22 protein-coding genes and 2 pseudogenes are annotated in these 24,734 nt (G+C 70.8%); 9 read left to right on the forward strand and 15 right to left on the reverse strand.

What is annotated here, in order from left to right; genetic code table 11:
- Nucleotides 1-58: 58 nt before the first annotated feature.
- Genes I003_RS33930 through I003_RS0129695 form a run of 5 tightly spaced genes read right to left on the reverse strand, consistent with a single transcriptional unit; the run spans nucleotide 59 to nucleotide 4,815 of the window.
- Complete coding sequence (locus I003_RS33930; protein WP_078564576.1) at nucleotides 59-1,222, reverse strand: branched-chain amino acid ABC transporter permease; 1,164 nt, start codon at nucleotides 1,220-1,222, stop codon at nucleotides 59-61.
- Nucleotides 1,219-2,082, reverse strand: coding sequence for a branched-chain amino acid ABC transporter permease (locus I003_RS0129680; protein ID WP_027774746.1), 864 nt, complete (start codon nucleotides 2,080-2,082; stop codon nucleotides 1,219-1,221). The genes I003_RS33930 and I003_RS0129680 overlap by 4 nt, the downstream gene beginning before the upstream one ends.
- Entirely contained in the window at nucleotides 2,079-2,846 is a 768-nt protein-coding gene (locus I003_RS0129685) for an ABC transporter ATP-binding protein (RefSeq protein ID WP_078564577.1), read from the reverse strand. The genes I003_RS0129680 and I003_RS0129685 overlap by 4 nt, the downstream gene beginning before the upstream one ends.
- Nucleotides 2,843-3,631, reverse strand: a complete 789-nt coding sequence (locus I003_RS0129690; protein ID WP_027774748.1) for an ABC transporter ATP-binding protein — start codon at nucleotides 3,629-3,631, stop codon at nucleotides 2,843-2,845. Before I003_RS0129690 ends, I003_RS0129685 begins: the two co-directional genes overlap by 4 nt.
- The gene (locus I003_RS0129695) at nucleotides 3,628-4,815 is read right to left on the reverse strand and encodes an ABC transporter substrate-binding protein (RefSeq protein ID WP_027774749.1); all 1,188 of its coding nucleotides are present in this window, start codon (nucleotides 4,813-4,815) and stop codon (nucleotides 3,628-3,630) included. The genes I003_RS0129690 and I003_RS0129695 overlap by 4 nt, the downstream gene beginning before the upstream one ends.
- Before the next feature lie 227 nt (nucleotides 4,816-5,042).
- Between I003_RS0129695 and I003_RS0129700 the strand changes: the two genes are divergently transcribed.
- On the forward strand, nucleotides 5,043-5,912 hold the full coding sequence (locus I003_RS0129700; RefSeq protein ID WP_199784369.1) for a PaaX family transcriptional regulator C-terminal domain-containing protein: 870 nt from the start codon (nucleotides 5,043-5,045) through the stop codon (nucleotides 5,910-5,912).
- 17 nt (nucleotides 5,913-5,929) lie between these two features.
- Here the strand turns inward: I003_RS0129700 and I003_RS0129705 are convergent, their stop codons facing one another.
- The 8 genes from I003_RS0129705 to I003_RS0129740 all read right to left on the reverse strand — a co-directional run bounded on the left by I003_RS0129705 (nucleotide 5,930) and on the right by I003_RS0129740 (nucleotide 13,686).
- Nucleotides 5,930-7,105, reverse strand: coding sequence for a 4-hydroxybenzoate 3-monooxygenase (locus I003_RS0129705; RefSeq protein WP_027774751.1), 1,176 nt, complete (start codon nucleotides 7,103-7,105; stop codon nucleotides 5,930-5,932).
- Nucleotides 7,105-8,406: a bifunctional 3-oxoadipate enol-lactonase/4-carboxymuconolactone decarboxylase PcaDC gene (pcaDC, locus tag I003_RS0129710; RefSeq protein ID WP_027774752.1), complete on the reverse strand. Its 1,302-nt coding sequence runs from the start codon at nucleotides 8,404-8,406 to the stop codon at nucleotides 7,105-7,107. Before pcaDC ends, I003_RS0129705 begins: the two co-directional genes overlap by 1 nt.
- 143 nt (nucleotides 8,407-8,549) lie before the next feature.
- The gene (gene pcaG, locus I003_RS0129715) at nucleotides 8,550-9,101 is read right to left on the reverse strand and encodes a protocatechuate 3,4-dioxygenase subunit alpha (protein WP_027774753.1); all 552 of its coding nucleotides are present in this window, start codon (nucleotides 9,099-9,101) and stop codon (nucleotides 8,550-8,552) included.
- A complete protein-coding gene (gene pcaH, locus I003_RS0129720; protein ID WP_027774754.1) occupies nucleotides 9,101-9,871 on the reverse strand; it encodes a protocatechuate 3,4-dioxygenase subunit beta in 771 nt (256 codons plus the stop codon). The genes pcaG and pcaH overlap by 1 nt, the downstream gene beginning before the upstream one ends.
- The gene (locus I003_RS0129725) at nucleotides 9,868-10,071 is read right to left on the reverse strand and encodes a hypothetical protein (protein ID WP_027774755.1); all 204 of its coding nucleotides are present in this window, start codon (nucleotides 10,069-10,071) and stop codon (nucleotides 9,868-9,870) included. Before I003_RS0129725 ends, pcaH begins: the two co-directional genes overlap by 4 nt.
- Nucleotides 10,068-10,832, reverse strand: coding sequence for a CoA-transferase subunit beta (locus I003_RS0129730; protein WP_027774756.1), 765 nt, complete (start codon nucleotides 10,830-10,832; stop codon nucleotides 10,068-10,070). Before I003_RS0129730 ends, I003_RS0129725 begins: the two co-directional genes overlap by 4 nt.
- Nucleotides 10,829-11,644 (reverse strand): CoA-transferase, encoded by an 816-nt coding sequence (locus tag I003_RS0129735; RefSeq protein WP_027774757.1) that lies wholly within the window; start codon nucleotides 11,642-11,644, stop codon nucleotides 10,829-10,831. Before I003_RS0129735 ends, I003_RS0129730 begins: the two co-directional genes overlap by 4 nt.
- 251 nt (nucleotides 11,645-11,895) lie before the next feature.
- A complete protein-coding gene (locus I003_RS0129740; protein WP_027774758.1) occupies nucleotides 11,896-13,686 on the reverse strand; it encodes an L-lactate permease in 1,791 nt (596 codons plus the stop codon).
- 271 nt (nucleotides 13,687-13,957) lie between these two features.
- Here I003_RS0129740 and I003_RS33935 point away from each other — a divergent pair, with 271 nt between their 5' ends.
- The 7 genes and pseudogenes from I003_RS33935 to I003_RS33950 all read left to right on the forward strand — a co-directional run bounded on the left by I003_RS33935 (nucleotide 13,958) and on the right by I003_RS33950 (nucleotide 22,860).
- The gene (locus I003_RS33935) at nucleotides 13,958-14,722 is read left to right on the forward strand and encodes a FadR/GntR family transcriptional regulator (protein WP_037722269.1); all 765 of its coding nucleotides are present in this window, start codon (nucleotides 13,958-13,960) and stop codon (nucleotides 14,720-14,722) included.
- Between the two features lie 102 nt (nucleotides 14,723-14,824).
- Nucleotides 14,825-15,016 (forward strand): hypothetical protein, encoded by a 192-nt coding sequence (locus I003_RS0129750; RefSeq protein ID WP_158689057.1) that lies wholly within the window; start codon nucleotides 14,825-14,827, stop codon nucleotides 15,014-15,016.
- A gap of 336 nt (nucleotides 15,017-15,352) precedes the next feature.
- On the forward strand, nucleotides 15,353-17,590 hold the full coding sequence (locus tag I003_RS33940; protein WP_027774760.1) for a rhamnogalacturonan lyase family protein: 2,238 nt from the start codon (nucleotides 15,353-15,355) through the stop codon (nucleotides 17,588-17,590).
- Nucleotides 17,591-17,933: 343 nt separating this feature from the next.
- Nucleotides 17,934-18,935 (forward strand): annotated as a pseudogene (locus I003_RS33945) (glycoside hydrolase family 43 protein); the annotation flags it as partial.
- A gap of 18 nt (nucleotides 18,936-18,953) precedes the next feature.
- Nucleotides 18,954-20,381 (forward strand): family 43 glycosylhydrolase, encoded by a 1,428-nt coding sequence (locus tag I003_RS0129765; RefSeq protein WP_027774761.1) that lies wholly within the window; start codon nucleotides 18,954-18,956, stop codon nucleotides 20,379-20,381.
- 369 nt (nucleotides 20,382-20,750) lie between these two features.
- Nucleotides 20,751-21,962: a glycoside hydrolase family 5 protein gene (locus I003_RS0129770; RefSeq protein WP_486584468.1), complete on the forward strand. Its 1,212-nt coding sequence runs from the start codon at nucleotides 20,751-20,753 to the stop codon at nucleotides 21,960-21,962.
- 226 nt (nucleotides 21,963-22,188) lie between these two features.
- Nucleotides 22,189-22,860, forward strand: a complete 672-nt coding sequence (locus I003_RS33950) for a restriction endonuclease (protein ID WP_158689058.1) — start codon at nucleotides 22,189-22,191, stop codon at nucleotides 22,858-22,860.
- A gap of 273 nt (nucleotides 22,861-23,133) precedes the next feature.
- Here I003_RS33950 and I003_RS37215 read toward each other — a convergent pair whose 3' ends face one another.
- The gene (locus tag I003_RS37215) at nucleotides 23,134-23,250 is read right to left on the reverse strand and encodes an SDR family oxidoreductase (RefSeq protein WP_486584469.1); all 117 of its coding nucleotides are present in this window, start codon (nucleotides 23,248-23,250) and stop codon (nucleotides 23,134-23,136) included.
- 47 nt (nucleotides 23,251-23,297) lie between these two features.
- Nucleotides 23,298-23,426 (reverse strand): annotated as a pseudogene (locus I003_RS37220) (SDR family NAD(P)-dependent oxidoreductase); the annotation flags it as partial.
- Nucleotides 23,427-23,530: 104 nt separating this feature from the next.
- Between I003_RS37220 and I003_RS0129785 the strand changes: the two are divergent.
- On the forward strand, nucleotides 23,531-24,130 hold the full coding sequence (locus tag I003_RS0129785; RefSeq protein ID WP_027774763.1) for a TetR/AcrR family transcriptional regulator: 600 nt from the start codon (nucleotides 23,531-23,533) through the stop codon (nucleotides 24,128-24,130).
- Nucleotides 24,131-24,734 lie beyond the last annotated feature (604 nt).

A 24,734-nucleotide genomic window follows, 5' to 3' on the forward strand; every position in this document is an offset into this window, starting at 1 on the left:
AATGAACACGGCCCGCGTACGCACAAACCCGCCTCGAACCACCCGCCCGCGGGGCCGCTCAGGTCCCGCCGTCCCCGTCGCCCCCGCCCCTGCCCCCGCTCTCGGCCTCGGCCTCGGCCTCGGCGTCTTTGCCGGTGTGCCGGCGTGCGCGGCGCCGCTTCCACCAGGCAGTCGCGCTCGGCACCAGGCCGCGGGGCAGGAAGAGCACGACCAGGACGAGCAGCAGCCCGTACACGGCGTAGGACAGCACGGCGGGCGCGGAGCTGGGCATGCCCTCGGCGGTGCCGAGCTCGTTGAGCTCCTGCAGGAGCAGCGTGATCGCGGTCGCGCCGGCGAGCGCCCCCCAGATGGTGCCCAGGCCACCGATCACGGCCATCACCACGAACTCGAAGGACAGCAGCACGGGGAAGGAGCCGGGAGCCACATATCCGGTGTAGAAGGCGTAGATCCCGCCCGCGAGACCCGCGAAGCCGGCCGAGAGGCTGAACACCGCCAGCTTGTAGGTCGCCACCGGCACCCCGGCGGACTCCGCGGCCACCTCGCTGGTCGCCAGCGCCCGCAGCCCGCGGCCCGGGCGGGAGGCGACCACGTTGCGGGTGATGACCACGACCACCGCCAGCGCGGCGAGTGCCAGATAGGCGTACGAGGCCGCGGTCGCGAACTCGTAGCCGGCGAGGGTGAGACGGGGCACGCCCTGCAGGCCGATGTCGCCGCCCGTCCACTCCTGCTGGCCCACCACGTTGAGCAGGATGAGCTGTATCGCCAGCGTGGCGAACGCCAGTTGGTGGCCGCGCAGGCGCAGCAGCGGGACACCGATCACCGCGGCCACGACGGCCGACGCGAAGGGCGCGGCGGCCAGCCCGAGCCAGGTGGGCTGGTCGTGCGTGGCGATCAGGGCGGCCGTGTAGGCGCCGATGAGATAGAAGGCCGCGTGCCCGAGGGAGACCTGCCCCGCGTAGCCCATGAGCATCGACAGGCCGGTGACCACGATGGCCGACAGCAGCAGCGTGACGTAGACCGGGACGTCGGAGCCCGCCAGCACCTGCGGCAGCAGCAGGGCCGTCACGCACACGGCGAGGACGACCAGGGTACGGGGCCGCCGCAGTCGGCGGGCGAGGCCGGGCGCGTCGATCCACGAGGGCTTCGTCCGCACCCCCGCCGCTTGCGTCGCCTTCGCCGCCTGCACCGGCTGCGTCACCTTCGCCCCCTCCGCCTCCTTCATCGGGCTGCCTCCTCGTGCAGAGCGGTGTGCTGCGAGGCCCGCCAGATCATGACCGCGAGCATCAGGGCCAGGGCCACGACGCTCTGGTAGGAGGCCTGGTAGTAGCCGGCGACCATCGACTCTGCGACCCCGAGGGCCAGTCCGCCGGCCAGGGCCGGGCCCAGCCGGATCAGGCCGCCGAGGATCGCGGCAGCGAACCCGTTGGTGATCAGCAGGACGTCGCTGTCGTACGAGAGGGACTGCAGCGGCGTGATCAGCACGCCGGCCACGCCGCCGAGCGCACCGCCGAGGGCGAAGGCGACGAGTCCCATGCGGGTGACGTCGATGCCCACGGCGCGTGCCGCGTACGGGTTGGAGGCGCAGGCGCCGAGGGCCTTGCCGAGGTGGGTGCGGGTGAAGAACAGCCCCAGCGCGGCGAATCCGACCGCCGCGGCCCCGATCACCAGGAAGTACTGCTTCTGCAGATACGCGCCGCCGATCTCCACCGCTCCGCCGAGCCCGGGGAACGAACGCGGGTCCTCACCCCAGATCATGATCTCGACGGCATAGGCCAGGAACCCGATGCCGAGGGTGACGATCAGTGCCGACTGCGGGCTGGTGCCGCGCCGTCCGATGGCGGCGATGCCGACGAGCAGGCCCGCCCCGCCCGCCGCGAGCACGGCGACGGCCTCGGCCACCCCGTGCGGCAGGCCCGCCGACAGCAGCGATCCGGCGGTCAGACCGGCTATCACGGCGAACATGCCCTGAGCGAAGTTCACCACCCGCGTCACCCGGTGGATCGTCACCAGGCCGCTGCCGAGCAGCGCGAAGCCGCAGCCCACGGCGAGCCCGGAGATGAGGTACTGCACGAACTCGCTCACGCCTGGTCTCCTTCCGCCCCCGGCTGCTCCGCCGGGCCGCCGAGGTAGGCGGCGGAGACCTCGGCGCTGTCCGCCAGCTCCGCGGACGTGCCCTCGATGCGGATCCGGCCCGTCTCCAGGACGTAAGCGCGGGTGCACAGGTCCAGGGCCAGCCGGGCGTTCTGCTCGATCAGCAGGACGGCGAGGCCGCTTGTGGCGTTGAGGTCCCGCAGGTGGTCCGCGAGCGCACGGGTGATCTTCGGCGCGAGGCCGAGGGAGAGCTCGTCGACCACGAGCACCTCGGGGTCGGCCATCAGCGCCCGGCCGAAGGCGACCATCTGCTGCTCGCCGCCCGACAGCGTGCCCGCCTTGCGGCGGCGGATGCCCGCCAGGTCCGGCAGCACCTCGTACACCCGGGAGGTGTCGCGCGCCTTGGCGCCCCGGGAGCGCAGCGGCCACGCGCCGAGCCGCAGGTTGTCCTCGACGTCGAGGTCGGGGAACATCTGGCGGCCCTCCGGCACCAGCGCCGCCCGCCCGCGGACCGTGACGCTTCCGGCCGCCGGCCGGATCAGGCCCATGATTGCGTTGACCAGGGAGGACTTGCCGGCTCCGTTCGGCCCGACCAGGGCGACCGCCTCGCCGGCGGCGACGGACAGGCTGACCCGGTCCACGGCGGTCGCGGTGCCGTAGCGGAGGACGACGTCGTCGACTGCGACCACCACCCCTCCGGCGGCGCGGGAGCCAGGGGCGCCGTCCGGGAGGACGTCCCGTGCGAAGGCCGTCATGCGGCGGTCTCCTGTCCCAGGTAGGCCGCGAGGACCGCGTCGTCGTCGCGGATCTCCCCGGGGGTGCCCTCCGCGATCTCCCGGCCGAGGTCGAGCACGGTGACCCGGTCCGCCAGCCGGGCCACGAACGCCACGTCGTGTTCGATGAGCATCATCGTCAGTCTTTCTGCGCGCAGGCTCTCGATCAGCCGGGCCAGCGCCTCGCGCTCGGCGGCGCGCAGACCCGAGGCCGGTTCGTCGAGCAGGAGCAGCCGCGGTCGCGCGCACAGGGCCCGGGCCACCTGCAGGGCGCGCTGCTGCCCCAGCGGCAGCACGTCCGCCGAGCGGTCCGCCCAGTCCGCCAGGCCCACCCGGTCGAGCGCCGCCTCGGCGTCGGCCCTGATGGCCGCCTCCTCGCGGTGGTGCCGGGGCAGCCGCAGCGCGGCGGAGACGAAGCCGTGCCGGGTCCGGGCATGCGCGCCCACCATGACGTTCTCCAGTGCGGTCATCCCGTGGAACAGCCGCGCGCCCTGGAAGACGATCGCGATGCCCTGACGGGCCCGGGCGTGCGCGGACAGCCGGTCGATACGGCGCAGGCTGCCGCCGGCGCCGTAGTGCACGGTCCCGTGGTCCGCCGTCAGATGGCCGCTGACCAGGTTGAACAGGGTCGACTTGCCCGCCCCGTTGGGGCCGATCACCGCGCGGGTCTCGCCCTCGGCCACGGACAGGTTCACGTCCTGCACGGCGTACACTCCGCCGAACGCGCGGCCGAGACCCTCGACGCGCAGCATCGCCGCGGCCGTCATCCCGCGGCTTCCGCGGCCTCGGCCAGTTGCTTGCGGCCCCACTCGGTGGGGACCAGCTTGCCGTCCTGCACCTGGTTCATCGAGATGTTGACGACATCCAGACCGGAGTGGTCCTCGGCGCTGTACGTGTACCGGCCCGTCGGCGTGACCAGGTCCATCGACTCCAGCGCGTCCCGGACCTCCGCCTTGTCCGTGCCGCCCGCCTTCTCGAACGCGGCGGCGATCAGCTGCGCCCCCGCGTACCCGTCCATGGCGAACTGCGGCGGCTCGTAGCCGTACTTCTTCTCGAACGGGTCGGCCATCCTGTCGATGACGTCCTTGAGCCTGCCGTCCGGGAGCTCGTCGCCCACCACCCCGACGGCGCTCTGCACGTACACGTCCTCGGCCGCGTCGCCGACCGGCTCCAGCCACAGCTTGCTGGCCTGGGACGCGGTCATCACCAGCGGAATGTCGAGCCCGGCGGAGGCGTACTGCTTGGTGATCGTCACCCCGGGGGCGCCGCTCGCCCACACGGCCAGCGCCTCTGCGTCCGAGGTGCGGACGTGGGTGAACACCGAGCTGAAGTCGGAGGCGTTGGTCTCGTACCGTTCGGTCTGCACCAGCTCGACGCCGTACTCGGACGCGAACTTGTCCATCCCCTCGTACCCGGCCACCGAGTAGGCCGACTTGGTGTCGTACGCCACGGCGATCTTGGTGATCCCCTCCGCCTCGAAGTACCGCAGCATCGACTCGGCGTACTTCGAGGAGGTCGCCGGGACGACGAAGGTGTGCGGCTGGACCGGGTCGACCTGCTCGTCGGCGGGTGCGAGGGAGATGTACGGGATCTGCTCCCGCTCGGCCAGCGGCTCGACCGCCAGTGCGCAGTTGGAGAAGGTCGAGCCGATGATGGCGTCGACCCCGTCCTCCTTGAGCTTGTTGAAGTGCACGACGGCCTGGTCGGGGGCGGTCTTGTCGTCGAGGGTGGTCAGCTCGATCTTGCGCCCGCCGATCCCGCCCTCCTTGTTGATCTGGTCGAACGCCAGCTCCACCGTCTTCGCCGCCTCGGTGCCCAGCGGGGCGTAGTTGCCGGTGAGCGATTCGATGAAGCCGATGTGGATCGGCCCTTCGCCGTCCGAGCCGGCGTCGTCGCCGCAGGCGGTGGCGAGCAGGGTGACCGCGGCGAGCAGGGGCAGGAGTCTGCGCATGTGAACCTCCGGAGGTTGCCGCGCCCGGGGCCGCTGACGGGTGTCCCGGGCCGGCGGGGTGAGTGGAGCGGTCAGGCAGGACCCACGAGGTCGCCGGCGGCTGTGCCGGGAATGCAGTGCGAAGATAGGCGCAAACTTGACTGCCGTCAATATTGTGCCCAATATCAGCAGCCGCGGTTCGCGGCCCGCCGGGCCGTCCCGCCGCACGCTGTCATTACGCTGACCGCATGGGAGCAGAATCGGTGAACCCTGGTGTGGACGAGGGACCTCTGACCAGTCGCGCAGGCACGTCCGCGGGTCTGCGCCCGCAGTCGGTGATGCTGACGTTCCTCGGCAGCTACGTGCTCGGACGCGATATCGCCGTCTTCTCGGGCAGCTTCATCGACGTCTTCGCCCGCCTCGGCGTGGGCGAGCATGCCCTCCGCTCGACGCTCACGCGCATGGTCGGCCGCGACCTGCTCGCCCGGCACCGCCGGGGCCGCCGGATGTACTTCGGCCTCACCGAGCGCTCGGCGGAGATCCTGCGCGACGGGGAGACGCGGGTGTGGCAGCGCGGCGCGGTCAACGCCGACTGGGACGGCACCTGGACCGTCCTGGCCTTCTCGCTCCCCGAGTCCTGGCAGCGGCAGCGGCACGACCTGCGCGCCCGGCTGGTCTGGGCCGGCTTCGGCACCCTCGGGAACGGCATGTGGATCGCCCCGTCCGGTGTGGACGTCACACCCATCGTCGGCAGCCCGGAGCTGGCGGGCCGGGTCAAGGTCTTCTCCGGCGCCGCCCAGCCGCCCACCGACGTCGGGCAGATGGTGCGGCAGGCCTTCGACCTGGACGGGCTCGTCGCCGGCTACAGCGACTTCCTGCTGCGCTGGGACATGCCGGACCCGTTCCCCGACGCGCCCGACGACCTGGCCCGCTACCTGCGCCTGCTCACCGAGTGGCTGCGCCTGGTGCGGGTGGATCCGCGGCTGCCGGTGCAGCACCTGCCGGCGGACTGGCCCGCCGCCCGTGCCCAGGACGTCGTGCACCGGCTGCGCAGCCGCTACGAGGGGCCCGCCCGGGAGATCGCGGACCGCACCTGCGAGATCGTCGAGTTGGGCTGACACCCGGCGCGGAGCACTCATCCCAGCGGCAACCCCGCGTAGTTCTCGGCGAGTTCGGCGGCCGCATGCGGGGACGTCGCGATGCGGTCCAGCTGGGAGAGCTGCAGCCGGGTGTCGAAAGGGCTCTGCTCCGGGTCGGCGTGCAGGGTCGTGGTCATGAAATACGAGAAGTGCTCGGCACGCCACACCCGGCGCAGACACGTGTCCGAGTAGGCGTCGAGCAGGTCGGCGGAGCCGCTCTCGTGCAGGCGGGCGAAGGCCCGCGCCAGCACGATGACGTCGGCTGCCGCCAGGTTCAGGCCCTTGGCCCCGGTCGGCGGCACGATATGGGCCGCGTCGCCCGCGAGGAACACCCGGCCGTGCCGCATGGGCTCCAGGACGTGGCTGCGCATCGGAAGCACCGACTTCGCGGTGACCGGGCCGCGGGCGAGCCGCCAGTCGCCGTCGACGGCGAACCGCGCGTCGAGCTCGTCCCAGATCCGCTCGTCCGGCCAGTCGGCTTGCTCCGCGCCGTTCGGCACCTGCAGGTAGAGGCGGCTCACCGCGGGGGAGCGCATGCTGTGCAGCGCGAAGCCGCGCGGCGAGTGCGCGTAGATCAGCTCATCGCAGGACGGGGCGACGTCCGCCAGTATGCCGAGCCAGGAGTACGGGTACGTTCGCTCGTACACACGCTGCACCCCGTCGGGGAACGCCGACCTGGCCACCCCGTGGAAGCCGTCGCAGCCGACCACGTAGTCACACGTCAGGACCTGCTCCCGGCCGCGGTGCAGGTAGCGGATCGCCGGCCGGTCGGTGTCCGCGCCCTCGACCGCCCGCACCTCGGCCTCGAAGAACAGCGGCGCCCCGTCCTTGAGCTGCAGGGCGATGAGGTCCTTGACCACCTCGGTCTGCGCATACACCCACACCCGGCGCCCGCCGGTCAGCGACGGGAAGTCGATCCGGTGCGAGCGGCGGTCGAAGCGCAGCTCGATGCCGTCGTGGACGAGCCCCTCGCGGTCCAGCCGCTCGCCGGCCCCGCAGGACCGCAGCGCGTCCACGGTGCTCTGCTCCAGGATGCCCGCACGCTGGCGCTGCTCGGCGTACGCGCGGTCGCGGCTCTCCAGGACCACGCAGTCGACGCCGGCCCTGCGCAGCAGCCGGGCCAGGAGCAGACCGGCCGGGCCGCCGCCGACGATGCCGACGGTGGTGTGCATCAGGTGACCCCCCTTTCGGGCTCATCGGGCTCCTCGGTCTCTCCGGAAGTGCCGGGTTGTCCGGGCTGCGCCAGCGTGCGGTCGGCGACGGCGAACGCGGCGTTGGCGGCGGGCACTCCGCAGTAGACCGCCGACTGGAGCAGGACTTCCCGGATCTCGTCGGGTGTGAGGCCGTTGCGCAGCGCGGCCCGCACATGCATGGCCAGCTCATCGAGGTGGCCGCCGGCCACCAGCGCGGTGAGCGTGATGCAACTGCGGGTCGCGCGGCTCAGGCCCGGACGTGTCCAGATCTCGCCCCACGCGTAGCGGGTGATGAAGTCCTGGAAGTCGGCGGTGAAGCCGTTCGTGCGGGCGGCGGCCCGGTCGACGTGGGCGTCGCCGAGGACGGAGCGCCGGACGGTCGCGCCAGCCGCACGCCGCTCCGTGTCGCTCTCTGCGGGCGTTCCCTGCCCGGTGAAGTGGGCGAGCAGCGCGGCCAGTACGGGGCCCGGCCGTTCGACGTTCGCGAGGTGGGCGGCGTGCGCCACCTCGGTCAGGCCCGCGCCCGGGATGCCGTCGGCCAGCTCGCGGGCGTGCACGGGCGGGGTGGCCGGGTCGTCGCGGCCGGCGACCACGAGGGTGGGCGCGGTGATCCGCGGCAGGTCCGCGCGGAGGTCGTAGCCGGCCAGCGCCTCGCAGAGGGCGGCGTACGCGTACGGGTCCGCGCGGCGCAGGTCGCCGACGAGGGCGCGGGCCGGCGGCTTCCCGGCGAACGCGGGTGTGAACCACCGGCCGGGTGCGGCCCCGGCCACCGGCTCCGTGCCCTTCTCCCGGACGAGCTCGGCACGTTCGAGCCACGGGCCGGGGTCGCCGAAGCGGGCGGAGGAGCAGAGCAGGGCGAGGCTGTCGACCCGGGTGGGGTGGTGCACGGCGAGCCACACGCCGACGGCGCCGCCGAGGGAGATCCCGGCGTACCGGAAGCGGTCGATGCCCAGGTGGTCGGCGAGTTCGAGCACCAGACCGGCGAGCTCACCGACGCCGCCCGCGCCCTGCGCGGCGCCTGCGCCCGGTCCGGCGCCGGCGGCTGGGCCCGTCCCGGCCCGGGCCGCCGCCTCCCGCCCGGTCCCGGGCAGCGGGCCGTCGGGCCGGATGCCGTGGCCCGGCAGGTCCCACCGTACGACGCGGTGGCCGCGTGCGAGCGCGGGGAGCTGCGGTTCCCAGACGGCGAGCGAGGTGCCCAGGGAGGGCCCGAGGACAAGCGGGGGAGCGGCGGCATGACCGTCGACGCGGTGGTGCAGCAGCCGGGGTGGCGGCGGAGTCATGGGGGAACCTCCGGACGGGGGGCGCGGGTCGGCGCTACCGAGGGTGGTCCAGGTCGCAGGGGGACCTGGCCGGGCGCCGCTGGACCGTGGCACCCGCGTGGCCGGCGCGGCTCGCGCCGGTGCCGGGTGGTCTCGCCGCGTTGTCAGAAGAAGTCAAGGAACACCGTCTCCCCTTCGCCCTGCAGGTGGATGTCGAAGCGGTACGTGCGGTGCGGCTCCCGGGCCGCGATCAGCGTCGCGCGTCGGTCCGGCGGGAGCGAGGACAGCAGTCGGTCGGCCGCGTCGTCGAGGTACATCCGGGTGTAGAGGTGGTGCAGCAGGCCACGGGCGAAGACGGCGACCGAGAGGTACGGGACTCCGCCCGGCGGCAGCGTGCGGGCGGCGTAGTGCCCGTCGGCGTCCGTCGGTATGCGCCCGAAACCGGTGAAGCGCACGCCGTCGCGGCCGAGGACGGCACCGGTGACCTGGTCCCGGCGCAGCGACCCCGGCGCCCCGCGCCGTGAGCCGTCGGGTGCGGGCTGCCAGATCTCCACCAGGGCGTCGGGCACGGGGGCCCCGGCGCCGTCGCGAACGCAGCCGTGGACGGCGATGGCGTCGGGGTGTCCCGCGGGGGCGAGGTCGCCGCCGCCCGCGAAGGGGAGGGCGTAGCCGTGGAAGGGGCCGACGGTCTGCGACGGGGTCGGGGGGAGGGACATCAGCGGCCTTCCTCGATCCAGGTGGCGGCGGGGCCGTCCAGGACGATGTCCCAGCGGTAGCCGAGGGACCACTCCGGCGTGGACAGCTCGTGGTCGTACGCGGCGACCAGGCGCTCGCGGGCCGCGGCGTCGGTGACGGACTGCAGGATCGGGTCGTGCGGGAAGAGCGGATCTCCCGGGAAGTACATCTGGGTGACCAGGCGCTGGGTGAAGGCGGTTCCGAACAGTGAGAAGTGGATGTGGGCGGGCCGCCAGGCGTTGGTGTGGTTGCGCCACGGATAGGCGCCGGGTCTGACGGTGGTGAACGCGTACTCGCCGCGGTCGTTGGTCAGACAGCGGCCGACGCCGGTGAAGTTCGGGTCCAGTGGGGCAGGGTGCTGGTCGCGCTGGTGCGCGTAGCGGCCGGAGGCGTTGGCCTGCCAGAGCTCCACGAGCTGGTGGCGTACGGGACGGCCCGCCCGGTCGAGGACGCGGCCGGTGACGGTGATGCGCTCGCCGAGCGGCGAGCCCTGGTGCTGCCGGGTCAGGTCGCTGTCCAGCTCGGTGACGTCGGTGACGCCGAACACCGGCCCGGACAGCTCGACGGCCTCCGGATCGTCCAGGCCGACGAGCGGGTGCCGGGGGTGCCGCAAGGCGGTGCTGCGGTACGGAGCGTAGCCGCGGTCGGGGTGGTGCCGGACGGGGGCGCCGTCGGCCACGGCCTTGGCGTAGGCGTCGTGCGCCTGCGCGATCTCGGCGCCGATGTCGGCCTGGGTCAACGGTTCCGTCATGTGCGGTCTCCTGCCTTCCAGGACGGGGGCGAGGCCCTGGGTCGCCGAGGTCCCGCCCGGCCCGCACCGGTTCCGTCGCAGACGCCCGGGCGGGCGGCGAGGTCGTCCCGGCGGATGCCGGACAGGGCGCCGCCGTACGTGACGGCCGGGGTGCGGACGGCGTCGGCGACGGAGACGTCGTTGAGGCCGTCGGTCTTCATGCCGCTGTCCTCCCCGCGGTCTTGAGGGCCCGCAGCGCGCTCAGCTCCTGCGCCGTGGGCGGCACCGTGGTGCCGACGGTGTCGGCGGTTTTCAGCTCCCACCCGGTGGCCGCCCGCACTTGCTCCGCGGTCACGCCGGGGTGCAGCTCGGTCAGAACCAGCTCGGCGGTGGCCGGGTCGGGGCGCAGCACGCCCAGGTCGGTGATGACGGCGGTGGGGCCTTTGCCGCGCAGCCCGAGCCGGCGGCGGTCCCCGGGCCCCGAGCCGTGGCCCACGGAGGTGACGAAGTCCAGCCGCTCGACGAAGCTGCGGGGCGAATGCCGCAGCACGATGAGGACCTCGCCGCAGCTCGCGGCGATCTCCGGCGCCCCGCCCGCGCCGGGCAGCCGGCGCTGCGGCCGGTCCGGGCCGCGGTCGACGACGGTGGTGTTGATGTTCGCGTACCGGTCGAGCTGGGCGGCACCGAGGAAGCCGACGTCGATCCGTCCGGCCTGGAGCCAGTAGTTGAACATCTCCGGCACCGGCACCACGACGTCGGCGGTGTCGGCGAGCTCGCCGTCGCCGATGGACAGCGGCAGCCGGGTCGGCCTCGATCCGATCGTGCCGGACTCGTAGACGAGCACCAGGTCCGGACGCGCGGTCCGCCGGGCGAGGTTCGCCGCGGCGCTCGGCAGGCCGATGCCGACGAAGCAGGTCCTGGCGTCCGCGAGGGCGCGCGCGGCGTTGACGGTCATCAGCTCGTCGCTCGTCCAGCCGCTCATCGGACGGCCCTCTCCCGTACGTGCGTGTCCAGCCAGGCGGTGAAGGCGTCGCGGTCGCGCGCGATGAGGTCCCAGTCCTGGTAGCTGTCGTTGTCGCGCTGCGAGTAACCCGCGGCGTACGAGGGGTGGGCGCCGTCCGGCACCTCGGCGACGGCGGTCACCGTCCAGCCCGGCAGCACCACGGCACCGGGTCTGGGGTCGAGCCTGTCGACGATCTCCTCGACGGTGACCAGCACGCACCGTGCGGCCAGCGCCGCCTCCTTCTGCACCCCGATGAGCCCCCACATCTGGACGTTGCCGGCTCGATCCGCCTGCTGGGCGTGGATCACGGTCACGTCCGGGTTGACGGCGGCGACGGCCGCCAGCTCCTCGCCGGTGAAGGGGCACCGCACGGTCGAGACGGTCCCGGTGCGGTCCGGCAGCCCCGTCCCCGCGTAGCCGCGCAGTACCGCGAACGGCAGCCCGGACGCTCCTGCGACGTAGCGGTTCGCCATCCCGGCGTGGCTGTGCTCGTCCAGCTCGAGCGGCCGCGGCCAGCCGTTCTCGACCGCGTCCCGGAACCGGTGCAGCGAGCCGACCCCGGGGTTGCCTCCCCAGGAAAACATGAGCTTGCGGACCAGCCCGGCGCCGATGAGCTGGTCATAGATCACGTCCGGGGTCATGCGCACGAGGGTGAGGTCGGTGATGCCCTGCCGGATGACCTCGTGGGCGGCGGCGAAGGGGATGAGGTGGGTGAAGCCCTCCATCGCGACGGTGTCGCCGTCGTGGATCAACTCGCCGACCGCATCCCGCAGCGTCCGGACCTCGGCCATGTCCCCTCACTTCCCCGCACTCACATCATGTTCGTCCAGTGAAGTTTATTTCAATATCAGAAGGTCAGTCTGCCCCCGCCCGCGAGTCCCGGTCAACAGGCGGGATCCGGTGGTATCGGCCAGGACGGAGGCGGTGAGTCGGTCCAGGGGCGGTGGGGTAGGAAAGACCTGGACGACGCCGGCTCGTCGTGAGATCTCCCGGTTCAGGCTCCGCGAACGCCTCCTGAGCGTGCGTCACCCACTGATCGGCATCAGAGGTCCGCGGGTCCGTCGGCAGTCGCGTGTCGCCGGGCGTAGACGGCCAGCGCGGTGAGAAGGGCGAGCAGCAGGGCGAGGCCGAGAGTCCCCGCGTTGAGGCCCAGGCCGTGGATGAAGACATAGGAGAGCATGCCCGCGGCGACGCAGTAGTAGATCATCGGAAGGACCGTCTTGCGGATGAGGTGGCCCTCTTTGCCGATGAGCCCCACGGTGGCACACGCGGCGACGACGTTGTGGACCGTGACCATGTTCCCCGCCGCGCCGCCGACCGCTTGCGTGGCCACAACAACCGTCGGACTGACGTCGATCTGCTCCGCCGTCGAGAACTGGAAGAGCGAGAACATCAGGTTGCTGACCGTGTTGCTGCCCGCCACGAATGCGCCGAGCGCGCCGACCCAGGGCGCGAACATCGGCCACGCCGAGTCGGCCAGGTCCGCCGCTCCGGTGGCGAGGGTCAGGGGCATGCTGTCCAGCCCCGTGGTGTTGAAGTCGGGGCCGGAGTTGATGAACACCCGGACGAGAGGGACGGCGAACAGGAGCGCCACTCCCGCGGCGACGATCTGGCGACCCGCCACGCGCCACGACTCAGCGATCTCCCGGCGCTTCATGCGGAACACCACATAGGTGAACCCGATGGTCGCCAGGAACATGAACCCCGGTAGGAAGAGCGGCTCCACCGCCTGGGAGACCCCCGTGCCGAGAATGCCGTTCCACTCGATCGACATCCCCGACAGCCAGTCCTTGAGCGGCAACTGGGGAAGCCGGGTGAGCACGAGCAGCGAGGCCACCACCAGGTAGGGCAGCCATGCCCTGGCCAGGGGCATGTCCGTTGCGGTGGCCTCGCGCATGTCGGGCTGCACGGTGCCCGTCCACTCGGGCAGCCAGCGCTCCCGCGGGGGGAAGTCCCAGGGCCGCGCGGGTTGAAGGAAGCCGCGCCGGGTCGCGACCATGACGATGAACAGACCGACGAGCCCGCCGAGGAGCGAGGGGAACTCCGGACCGAACAGCGCCGCGACCGCCACATAGGGAACGGTCATGGCGAGCGCCGCGAACAGCGCGAAAGGCGCGATCGCCAGGCCCTCCCCGAAGCTGCGGCGGGTGCCGAAGTAGCGGGTCATCAGGCAGACGACGAACAGCGGCACAAGAGTACCGATGATCGCGTGCAGGAGCGCGACCTGGACGGCGACCTCCGGCACGTAATCGGCCAGGACGGTACCCTCACGCTCCAGGTGGGCCTCAACGGCCGGGGAACCGCTCAGCCCGTCGTTGACACCGACGAGCATGGGCGTGCCCACGGCCCCGAAGCTCACCGGCGTGCTCTGGATGATGAGCCCGACCATCACGGCAGCCATTGCGGGGAAACCCAGGGCAAGCAGCAACGGGGCCACCACCGCCGCGGGGGTGCCGAACCCGGAAGCTCCCTCGATGAAACTGCCGAACAGCCAGCCCACGATGATCGCCTGCACCCGGCGGTCGGGGCTGATCCGGGTGAACGCGGAACGGATCGTCCGCAGGGCCCCGCTGGCGTCGAGCGTCGCCAGAAGCAACAGGGCACCGAAGACGATGTACAGCAGGGTGAGGGCGATGATCAGCCCCTGCAACGAGGAGGCGACCACCTCGGTGGCCCCGACCTCCCAGGCCACCATGGCGATCACGACGACGAGGGCGTAGCCGGCGGGCATGGCATAGGTGGCGGGCCAGCGCAGCCCGACGAGCAGTACCCCCACGAGCAGGATCGGGGCCAGGGCAAGGAGGCTCAGAACGGCGAGGTTGTCGGTCAGCACGGGGTGCGCCTTCCGGCGCCGCCGATGGCGATCCAGGTGCCGGTCATCCACCGGGCGGAACTGTGGGGCGGGGGACTGCTCTCCATGGCTACCTCCCTTGCGGGGGCGACAGCCGTTCGACCGGTTCCCGCTCACGTTCCCGGTTCGATCGCGCGGCTCGTGAGTGACCTTGGTCAGACCAAGCATCGGTGGGACCGTAGGATTGCCTTGATCAGGTGTCAATAGGGCGGGTGACAGCCGCCTTTGGTCTCTTCCGAGGGAGGGGGAGGCAGTGCCCGAGGCCACCGGCTGGCAGCCAGTGATCCGTTCACGCGCGTGGGAGCAGGTCGTCGACCGCGTGGAGGAGAAGATCCTCTCCGGCGATCTGCGCATCGGCGACCGCCTCCCGCCCGAGCGGGACCTCGCCTCGATGCTCGGGGTGAGCAGGGCGGCCGTGCGCGAGGCGCTCCGTGTGCTGGAGGCACACGGTGTTCTGCACCGTCCCCGGGTCGGCACCGGCCGCGACTCCGGCAGCGTCATCGCCGGCACTCCGACGACCGGCCTGTCCAGGCTGCTCCGCGTCCACGTCGCGCTGTCGAACTTCGACCTGGACGAGATCACGGAGACCCGCGTCGCGCTGGAGCGGGCGAGCGTCTCCCTGGCCGCTTCGCAGGCAACGGAGAGCGATCTCGCCCGCATGCGCGAACTCCTCGACCGCATGGATGACGAGACCCTGCCGCGGGACCGGTTCAACGACCTGGACACCGACTTTCACATGGCGCTGGCCGAGGCGGCGGACAACCGGCTCCTGACCGCCCTCACCACCGCGATCCGCGGGGCGATCCGGCACACTCTCCTCCACGCCTTCGAGCAGTTGGCCGATGCGGACGCCGTGCTGAACGCACTGCGCCGCCAGCACCGCTCGCTGTACGAGGCCGTCGCGCAAGGTGACGCCGACCGGGCCGCCGACGAAGTCGACCGGCACATCCGCGGCTCCCACCGCATCGGATCCCACACCCTCAACCGGTCCGTGCCCGGCACCCCGCCTGCGCGCTGAAGAGGGCCGACCGCACCTCGGGTCGCGGCGCACGCACACGTCGGTGTGGTGGGACGGGAGCCGGTGCGGGGGCCGGCTTTCCCGGTCTTCGCGGTCGTGACGGTGGCCGTGATCGTGACCGGGGGTGTCGGTGAGCCGGTGGTGTCCGTCGCCGCCGGCGGGCTGGCCGCGGGGCTGATCCTGCTGGTCGTGTTCTCGAAGGTGTTCATGCGGGGCTTTGCCGCTGTTCCGGCCGGCGCCCGGGCAGGACGCGCGCGGTGGCCGGGCAGCGCGCCGTGGTTGACACGTGTGTGACCTGACGGCAACCTAGGCGTCGTAGGGGCCTGGAAAGTGCAGTGCAAGCCAGCACCAATGCGGAACCGGCTCCCACGCGTCCGATCGACGGCCAGGCCGTCTTCCCGCCGCTACCGGCGCCGGCCCGCACTCGCAGGGCCAGGATCCATCCCGCAGACCGCACGCCCTTGCCACACCGGCTTACCCGGGGCGCGTCACGGCCCGCGCAGGGCCATTCCGCCGGATTGCACGCCCGTGCCGCACCGGCCTGCTCGGGGCGCGTGACGGCCTGCCGGAGACATCGCCTGTGACCTGCGAGACCCCCTGCTTCCGACCAGACGAGTGGGAGAACCGCCCATGCGCGTATCCCGATCGCGAGCCGTGCTGCTCTGCCTCGGCATCACGCTGGCGTCAGTCGGCGCCGGTGCCGTCACCTCCCCGACGGCGTCCGCAGCACCGACCCGCTACGAGGCCGAAACGGCGCCTGCCATCTGCGACGGCCTCATCGAGTCCAACCACGCCGGTTACTCCGGCAGCGGATTCTGCAACGCGGACAACGTGGCGAGTGCCGGAGCACAGTTCACCGTCACCGCGGCCGAGGCGGGCACGGCCACCCTCTCCATCCGTTACGCCAACGGCACCACCGCGGACCGCCCCGCCGACGTGTCCGTCAACGGCACGGTCGCGCACCCGGGCAGCACTTTCGGCGCCACCGGCGCCTGGACCGCCTGGTCCACCCGCACCCTGACCGTGTCCGTCAGCGCCGGCAGCAACACCATCCGGCTCACCCCCACCACCTCCGCGGGCCTGGCCAACGTGGACTACCTCGACTTCGAGGTCGGTGCTACCGGGCCTCCCGCCAAGCAGATGGAAGACCTCAACCGCGGCCTGACCAGCGTCCGTTCCGGCTCGGACAACCTGGTCTCGTGGCGGCTGCTGGGGACCGAGCCCTCATCGACCGGGTTCAACGTCTACCGCGGTTCGACGAAGGTGAACGCGTCGCCGATCACCGACTCCACCAACTACCTCGACGCCGGAGCGCCGGCAGACGCGTCGTACACGGTCCGCGCGATCGTCGACGGCGCCGAGCAACCGGCCTCGGAGCCCTCGCTGCGCTTCGCCGGCGGCGACTACCTGGACGTGCCGATCTCCCGGCCGGGGAGCAACTACACGGCCGGCGACGCCAGCGTCGGCGACGTCGACGGTGACGGACAGTACGAGATCTTCCTCAAATGGGATCCCAGCGACCAGAAGGACAACTCGCAGTCCGGAGTCACCAGCAACGTCTACATCGACGCCTACCGGCTCGACGGCCAGCGGCTGTGGCGCATCGACCTGGGCCGCAACATCCGGGCCGGGGCGCACTACACGCAGTTCCAGGTCTACGACTACGACGGTGACGGACGGGCGGAACTCGGGGTCAAAACCGGCGACGGGACCGTCTCGGGCACCGGGCAGGTGATCGGCAACGGCAACGCCGACCACCGCAACTCCTCCGGATACATCATCACCGGACCCGAGTACCTCACCATGTTCGACGGCCTCACCGGCGCCGCCATGGACACGGTCGACTTCCAGCCCGCACGCGGAAACATCGGCGACTGGGGCGACGACTACGGAAACCGCGGCGACCGGTTCCTCGCCGGGACCGCCTATCTGGACGGGCAGCGGCCCAGCCTCATCATGGGCCGCGGTTACTACGAGAAGAGCACGGTCGCCGCCTGGGACTTCCGCGACGGCCGGCTCATCATGCGCTGGAAGTTCGACTCCGACGACGCCGGCAGCCAGTGGACGGGCCGCGGCACGCACTCGCTGTCCATCGCGGACGTCGACGGCAACGGCACCGACGAAGTCGTCTACGGCGGCATGACCATCAACGACAACGGCACCGGCCGGTACACCACGGGCTTCTACGCCCACGGCGACGCCCTGCACGTCGGCGACTTCGTGCCCGGCCGGACCGGCAAGGAGATCTGGCAGATCCACGAACAGAACTCCGGTGCCTCGGCGACGCTGCGCGACGCCGACAACGGCTCGGTCCTCATGCAGAGGAACAACACCTGCGGCTGCGAGGGCCCGGCACGCGGCGTGGCAGGCGACATCTACGCCGGCAACGCGGGCGCCGAGTTCTGGGGATCGGGCACCGGCCTGGGCGACCTGCTCAACGCCTCCGGCAACAACGTCGGACGCAACCCCGGCAGCTCCAACTTCCTCGCCTGGTGGGACGCGGATCCGGTACGGGAACTGCTGGACGGCAACCACGTCGACAAGTACGGCACGGGCGGCGACACCCGCCTGCTCACCGCTTCCGGAGCACACTCCATCAACGGCACCAAGGCAACACCGTCGCTGTCAGGAGACCTGTTCGGAGACTGGCGGGAGGAGATCATCCTCCCGCGTGACGACGACGGCGCGCTGCGCATCTACGCCACCCCCGTCCAGACCGACCGGCGGATGTACACCCTCATGCACGACGCCCAGTACCGCGTCGCCATCGCCTGGCAGAACACCGCCTACAACCAGCCGCCACACCCGAGTTTCTTCCTCGGCAACGGCATGAGCACACCGCCGCAACCCCGCATCGACGTCCGCTGACACCTGCCCGTGGTGCGGACCGGCAGGGACGCGGCCCGCACCACGGGGCACCGCTCCGGCAACCGGGGCGCGCGGGTGGTGCCCCGGCGCGGCGGACATCCCTTCGTGACCACATGGGACGGGCCCTATGACACAGCCATTGCACGAAACGAGCTCAGCGCGACGTCCGTTCAGACGCCGCACCGCATGCGTCGTCGTCGGCGCACTGCTCGCGAGCTGCCTCGCGGCGTTCGCGGGACCGTCCGCGAAGGCGACCGATCCGGGGGCGTACACCCAGACCGTGTCGCGCCACGGTGGCAAGGCGCTGGACGTCTCGGAGCAGCCCACGGCGTACGGCGGGCGGATCTCCCCGTACACCGGCACGGGCGCCGCGGGCCCGCGGCGGCAGCACGCGCGGGACGGGGCGGAACCGGTCCCGGCGTACGCCGGCTATCTGTTCACCCACTTCACCGGCGAGAACACCGCCGCGGGCGAGCAGGTCCACTTCGCGCTCAGCGAGGGCAACGATCCGACCCGGTGGCGCCGGCTCAACGACGGGCAGCCCGTGCTGACCTCGACCGTGGGCACCCAGGGTGTACGCGACCCGTTCATCATCCGCTCACCGCAGGGCGACAAGTTCTATCAGATCGCCACCGACCTGCGCATGTACGGCAACGGGGACTGGGACCAGGCCCAGCGGACGGGCAGCAAGTCCCTCGTGGTCTGGGAGTCGTCCGACCTGGTGAACTGGAGCGCGCCGCGGCTGGCACGCGTCTCACCGGACACGGCCGGCAACACGTGGGCTCCGGAGGCGTACTACGACGAAGGGCTCGGCGAGTACGTCGTGTTCTGGGCGTCGAAACTGTATTCCGCCGGCGACCCGGACCACACGGGCGCCACCTACAACCGGATGATGTACGCCACGACGTCCGACTTCCGCACCTTCAGTGCCGCACAGGTCTGGGTCGACAAGGGCTATTCGACGATCGACTCGACGGTCATCAACCACAACGGCACTTACTACCGCTTCACGAAGGACGAGCGGAGTCCGTCGGAGGCCGCATGCGGCAAGTTCATCCTCGCCGAGAAGTCGGTGACCATGCTCAACCGAGACTACTCGTTCGTCGCCGACTGCCTCGGGGACAACGCGATCAGCCATGGCGAGGGTCCCCTGGTCTTCGCATCAAACACCGACGAGCGGTGGTACATGTTCATCGACGAGTACGGCGGGCGGGGGTACGTCCCCTTCACGACCACCGACCTGGACACCCGGCAGTGGACACCCGTCTCCGGCTACACCATGCCCGGCCGGCCGCGCCACGGCACCGTTCTGCCGGTCACCCAGGCCGAGTACGACCGACTACTGCAGCGCTGGAGCTGAGTGATGCGCAGACGCACTTTCCTCGCCGTCCCGGTCCTGGGCGCGGCGGCAACTCTGCTGAACGGCTCCCCGGCGTGGGCGTCACCGGCGGTGACGTACACCAACTCGCTGATCGCACAACGGGCCGACCCGCACATCTACCGGCACACCGACGGCTTCTACTACCTCACCGCGACGGCGCCGGAGTACGACCGGATCATCCTGCGCCGGGCGACCACGCTGCAAGGGCTGGCCGGCGCGAGCGAGTCGGTGATCTGGCGCAAGCACGCCGAGGGTGACATGGGTGCGCACATCTGGGCCCCGGAGATCCACTTCATCAACGGGAAGTGGTACATCTACTTCGCCGCGGGCCGCAGCGATGACATCTGGCGGATCAGGATGTGGGTGCTGGAGAACAGCAGTGCCGACCCGTTCACCGGTACGTGGGTGGAGAAGGGACGCATCATCACCCACGCGGACACCTTCTCCCTGGACGCGACTACGTTCGCGCACAACGGCACCCGCTACCTGTCCTGGGCCCAGCAGGATCCGGCGATCGACAACAACAGCAGCCTCTACCTGGCACCGATGAGCGACCCGTGGACGCTCGCCGGCACTCCGGCCCGGCTGAGCGCGCCCACCCTGCCGTGGGAGACGATCGGGTACAAGGTCAACGAAGGCCCGTCGGTGCTCATCCGCAACGGCATGGTTTTTCTGACCTACTCGGCGAGTGCCACCGACAGCAACTACTGCCTGGGGATGCTGACCGCACCGGCGGAAGGCGACCTGATGAACCCGGCGTCGTGGAGCAAGAAGCAGCAACCGGTGTTCAGTACCGACGCCGCGACGAGCCAGTACGGCCCGGGCCACAACTCGTTCACGGTCTCCGAGGACGGGCTGAGCGACATCCTGGTCTACCACGACCGCAGCTACCGGGACATCAGCGGCGATCCGCTCAATGACCCGAACCGGCGGACCAGGATCCAGAAGGTCTACTGGAACGCCGACGGCACACCGAACTTCGGTACTCCGGTGCCGGACGGGATGACACCGTACCGCTTCAGGTCGTACAACTTCCCGGACCTGTACATCCGGCAGGACGCGTTCCGAGGACGGATCGACTCGGACATGGCGAACCTGGCCGAGTCGCAGTTCCGCATCGTCACCGGGCTGGCCGGAAGCAGCACGGTGTCGCTGGAGTCGACCGGCAATCCCGGCTTCTACCTGCGAAACCGGAACGACGAGGTCTGGCTGGACGAGAACGACGGCACGGCGGGGTTCACGAACGGTGCGAGCTTCACCCGGCAGCCAGGCCAGTCCGACCCGGTCGCGGTGAGCTTCGAGTCCGTCAGCGCCCCGGGCCGCTACCTGCGCCACTACGGCTACGCGCTGTACGTGCAGCCGTTGAACAGTGCCACCGACCGCGCGGACGCCACCTTCTACCTGGAATAGCCGGCCGCTCCCGCCGGGAGTCGGGTCGTGGCCGTATTGTCATGACCGCGACGTGACCCTATCCTCTTCGGGGGGAATCGGAGGGATACCGTCGAATGCTTCGTCGAAGCGCTTCGACGAAGCATTCGACGGATTCCGGAAGCCGCGCGCCGCGGTCGTCGAGCGGAACTTCGGCGGCAACGGTCGTCATCTCTGCTCCGAGGAGGGTTCGCCCACCTCCCGGCCGTCGAATCCGTTTCGATCGCCCCGCCTGTGATGCGCGCTTTCCCGGCTCCCGCGGGTGCGCGCGCGGTCACTGATCCGATCACCGGAGGTGTGCTGAAGTCCCATCGACCACGGCGGACTCGGACCGGAAGAGGGGAAACGTCCATGGCTGCACGAGCAATGAGGATCAAGACCGTCCTGGCTGCCGTCCTGCTGGCAGTGGCCGCATTCGCGTCAGGCGGCTCGGTGCATCCGGCATCTGCCGACACGGCGGCTCAGCCGGATGCGTCGCAGATCGTCGCCGACATGGGCGCGGGCTGGAATCTGGGGAACCAGCTCGAAGCCACCGTCAACGGGTATCCCAGTGAAACAGCGTGGGGCAATCCGACGATTACTCAAGCCCTCATCGACAGGGTGCAGGCGTCCGGGTTCACAACAATCCGGATCCCGGTCTCCTACCTGCGCCACATAGGGCCCGCCCCGGATTACACGATCAACTCCTCCTGGCTGGACAGAGTTCAGGAAGTCGTCGACTACGCCTATCGGCGGGGCATGTACGTGGTGATCAACATGCACGGCGACGGCTACAAGACGATCGACGGTTCCTGGCTGATCTGTGACTCGTCCGCTCAGTCGGAGATCAAGGACAAGTACCAGAAGGTCTGGCAGCAGATCGCGGCCACGTTCCAGGACTACGACGAGCACCTGATCCTGGAATCCATGAACGAGGAGTTCGACGGCCAGTACGGCCAGCCGACTCAACCGTGCTACTCGAACATCAACGACTACAACCAGATATTCGTGGACACGGTACGGCAGGCCGGCGGCCACAACAGCTCACGGTGGCTGCTCATCCCCGGCTGGAACACCAACATCGACTACACCGTGGGTGACTACGGCTTCGTCCTTCCGACCGACCGGCATCGATCCCCTTCCATTCCCGGCGATGAGCACCGGATCATGATCTCCGTGCACTACTACGATCCGTGGGACTTCACCGGAGAGGAGAGCGGAAACATCACGCAGTGGGGCCCGGCCGCGACCGATCCGTCGAAGACGTCCACCTGGGGGCAGGAGGACTTTCTGGACGGGCAGTTGAAGAAGGTGTATGACAGGTTCGTCACGCAGGGTCATCCGGTAGTCGTCGGTGAGTACGGGGCGATCGACAAGTCGTCCTTCGATACGGCGAGCAACACATACCGTGCCGACTTCGCACGCACCCTGGCTGCCACAGCCAAGAAGTACGGAGCAGTCAGCGTCTACTGGGACAACGGTTACAACGGACAGTACGGGTTCGGTCTGTTCGACCGGAGTTCTCATGCCGTGACCCAACCGGGCATCCTCAGCGCCATCATGAGCGGCGTCGGCGGCGGCTGACAAACAGTTCCGGGCCATCGCCCCCCGTTTCGGCGGACCGGCCACCCGCTGCCTCGCCTGCCTCCCAGTGCTACGGCCCTGACCATCAGGGCTGTCCCAGCGGACCTGCCGGGAACCGTGGCCCCCTTTCGCGCTGTGCGTCTGTTCCGTCACTCTGGGTGCGGTCGGCAGAGCGAAGGGTGGCGGGCAGATGGGTCGGAGGCGTCCACGACGGCGCAGGCGGTTGGTGCTCCCCGTCGTCGCGTTACCGGTAACGGCGGTCGTCCTCTGGGTGCGGCTGTGGTTCGTCGTGCTCGGCGTGGTGGTGCTCGGTGGCATCGGCGCCCTGGTCCGGTGGGGCTGGCGCACGCACCGGGAGATTCGTCGGCAGGATGCCGTCTTCCAGGCCGAGCAGCGGGTACGAGAGGCCGATCGCACGCTGGCGAAGGTCGACAAGCTCGCAGGTGACGACTTCGAGCGGATGGTGGCGGCGATGCTCCGCGAGGGCGGCTGCACGGAAGTGGAGCGTGTGGGCGGGCGCGGGGATCGAGGCGTCGACGTGACCGGGGTGCTCCCCGATGGCCGCTCGATGGTGGTCCAGTGCAAGCGCTTCGGCACGCACCGGTCGGTCGTGAGCGGGGATATACAGCGCCTGTTGGGGTCCCGGACCGATTTCGGCGCCGATGTGGCGATCCTCGTGACGAACACCAGGTTCACCGGCGACGCCGAGGCGTACGCGCGAGAGAACGAGATCATCGCCATCGGCCGCAATCTCTTCGCCTCCTGGCTCAAGGGCTCGCGCTTGGACCACGTGATTCAGGCACGCGGTGGCGGCCAGGGCGACCGTCAGCACCTGAAGACCTGGACGAAGACCTACGGCAAGCCCAGGCGAACCTGCACGAGAAGGCCCACCGGCTGACCGCCGGACGCGGACACGACCCAGGTACACCACCACGTCCACCAGCGTCTCTTCGGCCACGAGCGGCGTGGGCAGGACTGGCGGCAACTGCCGGGCGTCCCGGACCGGGCCGGGACGTACACGGCGGGCGGCCGGCGGCGTCCCGCCGCCGGGGCCGGTTGCGTGCGCCGTGGCCGGCTGCGGCGGCTCCGGCGACAGCCGGGCAGCCGGTCCGCGTCGGTGACGGCGCGCGTGGGGTGCTCCCGTGGCCGCCGCCGGCCGTTGCGTGGCCGGCTATGCGGCGTATCCGCCGTCGATTCTCAGCACGGCGCCGGTGACGTACGACGCCTGCGGGCCGGCGAGGAAGACGACGCCGGCGGCGATCTCCTCCGGCCTGCCGTACCGCCCCATCGCCGTGGTCGCGGGCCGCGCCCCGGCTGGAAGTGCTCGACCGCGCGCCGGTCCGCCGAGGACGAGTAGCTGATCGCGACGTCGGCTCCCTCGTCGGCGAGAGCCAGCGCCGACGCCGCCCCGATCCCTCGCGACCCGCCGGTCACGATCGCCACCTTGCCGTCCAGCTTTCCCATGTGCTTCCCGCTTCCCTGGGTACCACGTGCCAAGAAGTTCTTGACCGTGCGGTCCACCATATGTTTGGTGGACTGAACGGTCAAAAACTCGTATGCTGGTGTGCATGGCACGTCCGCGATCGTTCGATGAGAAGCAGGTGCTCAACGCCGTCCGTGATCAGTTCTGGGGCGCCGGTTACGCCGCGACCTCGCTGGAAGACCTGATGCGGGCCAGCGGGCTGGGCAAAGGCAGCCTGTATGCGGCGTTCGGCGACAAGCACCAGCTCTTCCTCCGGGCGCTGCACAGCTACACCGAAGACAGCCATGGCCGTCTTTCCGAAGCGCTCGCCGAGGCTCCACGCGCGCTGGACGCCCTGCGCATGCTCCTTGAGGCACCGATCGACGACGCGGCCGGCGACGGCGCGCGGCGTGGCTGCCTGATGGCCAACAGCACCTGCGAACTCGGTCACGCCGATCCGGAAGTCCTCGACCACGCCCACCGCACCTACGAGACGTCGACCGCGCTGATCGCCGACTGCGTCGCCCGCGCCCAGCGCGAGGGCGACCTGCCGGCCGGAGCGGATCCGGTCGCGCTGGCGCGGGCCCTCCTGGCCGCGCAGCAAGGGCTCGTGTTCATGAGCCGGACCGGGATGGACGCGGCCACACTCACCGCCACGGCGCGATCGCTCGCGGATCAGCTCCTGCCGGACCGCTCCGGCGACTGAACCGGCAGCCGCCAACGAACGGTTCCGCACCGTTTGCACTTCTGCTGGCCGTCCGGGTCCTTCCGGAGGCCGGGGTCACCGTTTGCGGCCTACTCCGCAGCGGGCGGCGACCTCGCCGGCCTGCACGCGCCCCCTGGGTGTCGAGGCCGTCGTTGATCACCAGGTAGCTGCCCGGCGCCACCGCGCCCAGCAGGTGCGTGACGATGCCGCGGCACTGGCCGTCGTCCGGGAGTTGCCCAGGAAGACATCGATCGGCGGGGCCGGCCGGTCGTCGCCTGTGGCGGAGTCCTGGGGTATGACGCAAACCTCGACGGATGCGGCGCTGGTGTCACCGGCGAACGCGCACCAGCCGGATTCCCGGTGATCGGCCCGAAAGGGCCTTCCCTCGTCTTCGGCCGGCCCGTTCAACCCGCTCGCAGCATTTCGCCCGCGTGGAGTTCACGAGGTGCTACCACTCCGCCGAGTGGCCTGCGCATGGGCCGAACGGCCTTTCCGCCGGTAACTCCCGCGGCGCATACGCGTGATTCTGGCCGGACTCCGGCAGCCCCCTGGCGTATGTCCAAAGTGTTTGTTTCCTTACCGTCGCGTATTCCGAGCGTCCACC

It is taken from the genome of Streptomyces sp. CNQ329 (genome assembly GCF_000482585.1).

Bases quoted from the DNA above. Each gene is read 5' to 3' on its own strand.
- I003_RS33930 (WP_078564576.1), bottom strand. From the start codon at position 1,222: ATGAAGGAGGCGGAGGGGGCGAAGGTGACGCAGCCGGTGCAGGCGGCG.
- I003_RS0129685 (WP_078564577.1), bottom strand. From the start codon at position 2,846: ATGACGGCCTTCGCACGGGACGTCCTCCCGGACGGCGCCCCTGGCTCC.
- I003_RS0129690 (WP_027774748.1), bottom strand. From the start codon at position 3,631: ATGACGGCCGCGGCGATGCTGCGCGTCGAGGGTCTCGGCCGCGCGTTC.
- I003_RS0129695 (WP_027774749.1), bottom strand. From the start codon at position 4,815: ATGCGCAGACTCCTGCCCCTGCTCGCCGCGGTCACCCTGCTCGCCACC.
- I003_RS0129700 (WP_199784369.1), top strand. From the start codon at position 5,043: ATGGGAGCAGAATCGGTGAACCCTGGTGTGGACGAGGGACCTCTGACC.
- I003_RS0129705 (WP_027774751.1), bottom strand. From the start codon at position 7,105: ATGCACACCACCGTCGGCATCGTCGGCGGCGGCCCGGCCGGTCTGCTC.
- pcaDC (WP_027774752.1), bottom strand. From the start codon at position 8,406: ATGACTCCGCCGCCACCCCGGCTGCTGCACCACCGCGTCGACGGTCAT.
- pcaG (WP_027774753.1), bottom strand. From the start codon at position 9,101: ATGTCCCTCCCCCCGACCCCGTCGCAGACCGTCGGCCCCTTCCACGGC.
- pcaH (WP_027774754.1), bottom strand. From the start codon at position 9,871: ATGACGGAACCGTTGACCCAGGCCGACATCGGCGCCGAGATCGCGCAG.
- I003_RS0129725 (WP_027774755.1), bottom strand. From the start codon at position 10,071: ATGAAGACCGACGGCCTCAACGACGTCTCCGTCGCCGACGCCGTCCGC.
- I003_RS0129730 (WP_027774756.1), bottom strand. From the start codon at position 10,832: ATGAGCGGCTGGACGAGCGACGAGCTGATGACCGTCAACGCCGCGCGC.
- I003_RS0129735 (WP_027774757.1), bottom strand. From the start codon at position 11,644: ATGGCCGAGGTCCGGACGCTGCGGGATGCGGTCGGCGAGTTGATCCAC.
- I003_RS33940 (WP_027774760.1), top strand. From the start codon at position 15,353: ATGCGCGTATCCCGATCGCGAGCCGTGCTGCTCTGCCTCGGCATCACG.
- I003_RS0129765 (WP_027774761.1), top strand. From the start codon at position 18,954: ATGCGCAGACGCACTTTCCTCGCCGTCCCGGTCCTGGGCGCGGCGGCA.
- I003_RS0129770 (WP_486584468.1), top strand. From the start codon at position 20,751: ATGGCTGCACGAGCAATGAGGATCAAGACCGTCCTGGCTGCCGTCCTG.
- I003_RS37215 (WP_486584469.1), bottom strand. From the start codon at position 23,250: ATGGGGCGGTACGGCAGGCCGGAGGAGATCGCCGCCGGCGTCGTCTTC.
- I003_RS0129785 (WP_027774763.1), top strand. From the start codon at position 23,531: ATGGCACGTCCGCGATCGTTCGATGAGAAGCAGGTGCTCAACGCCGTC.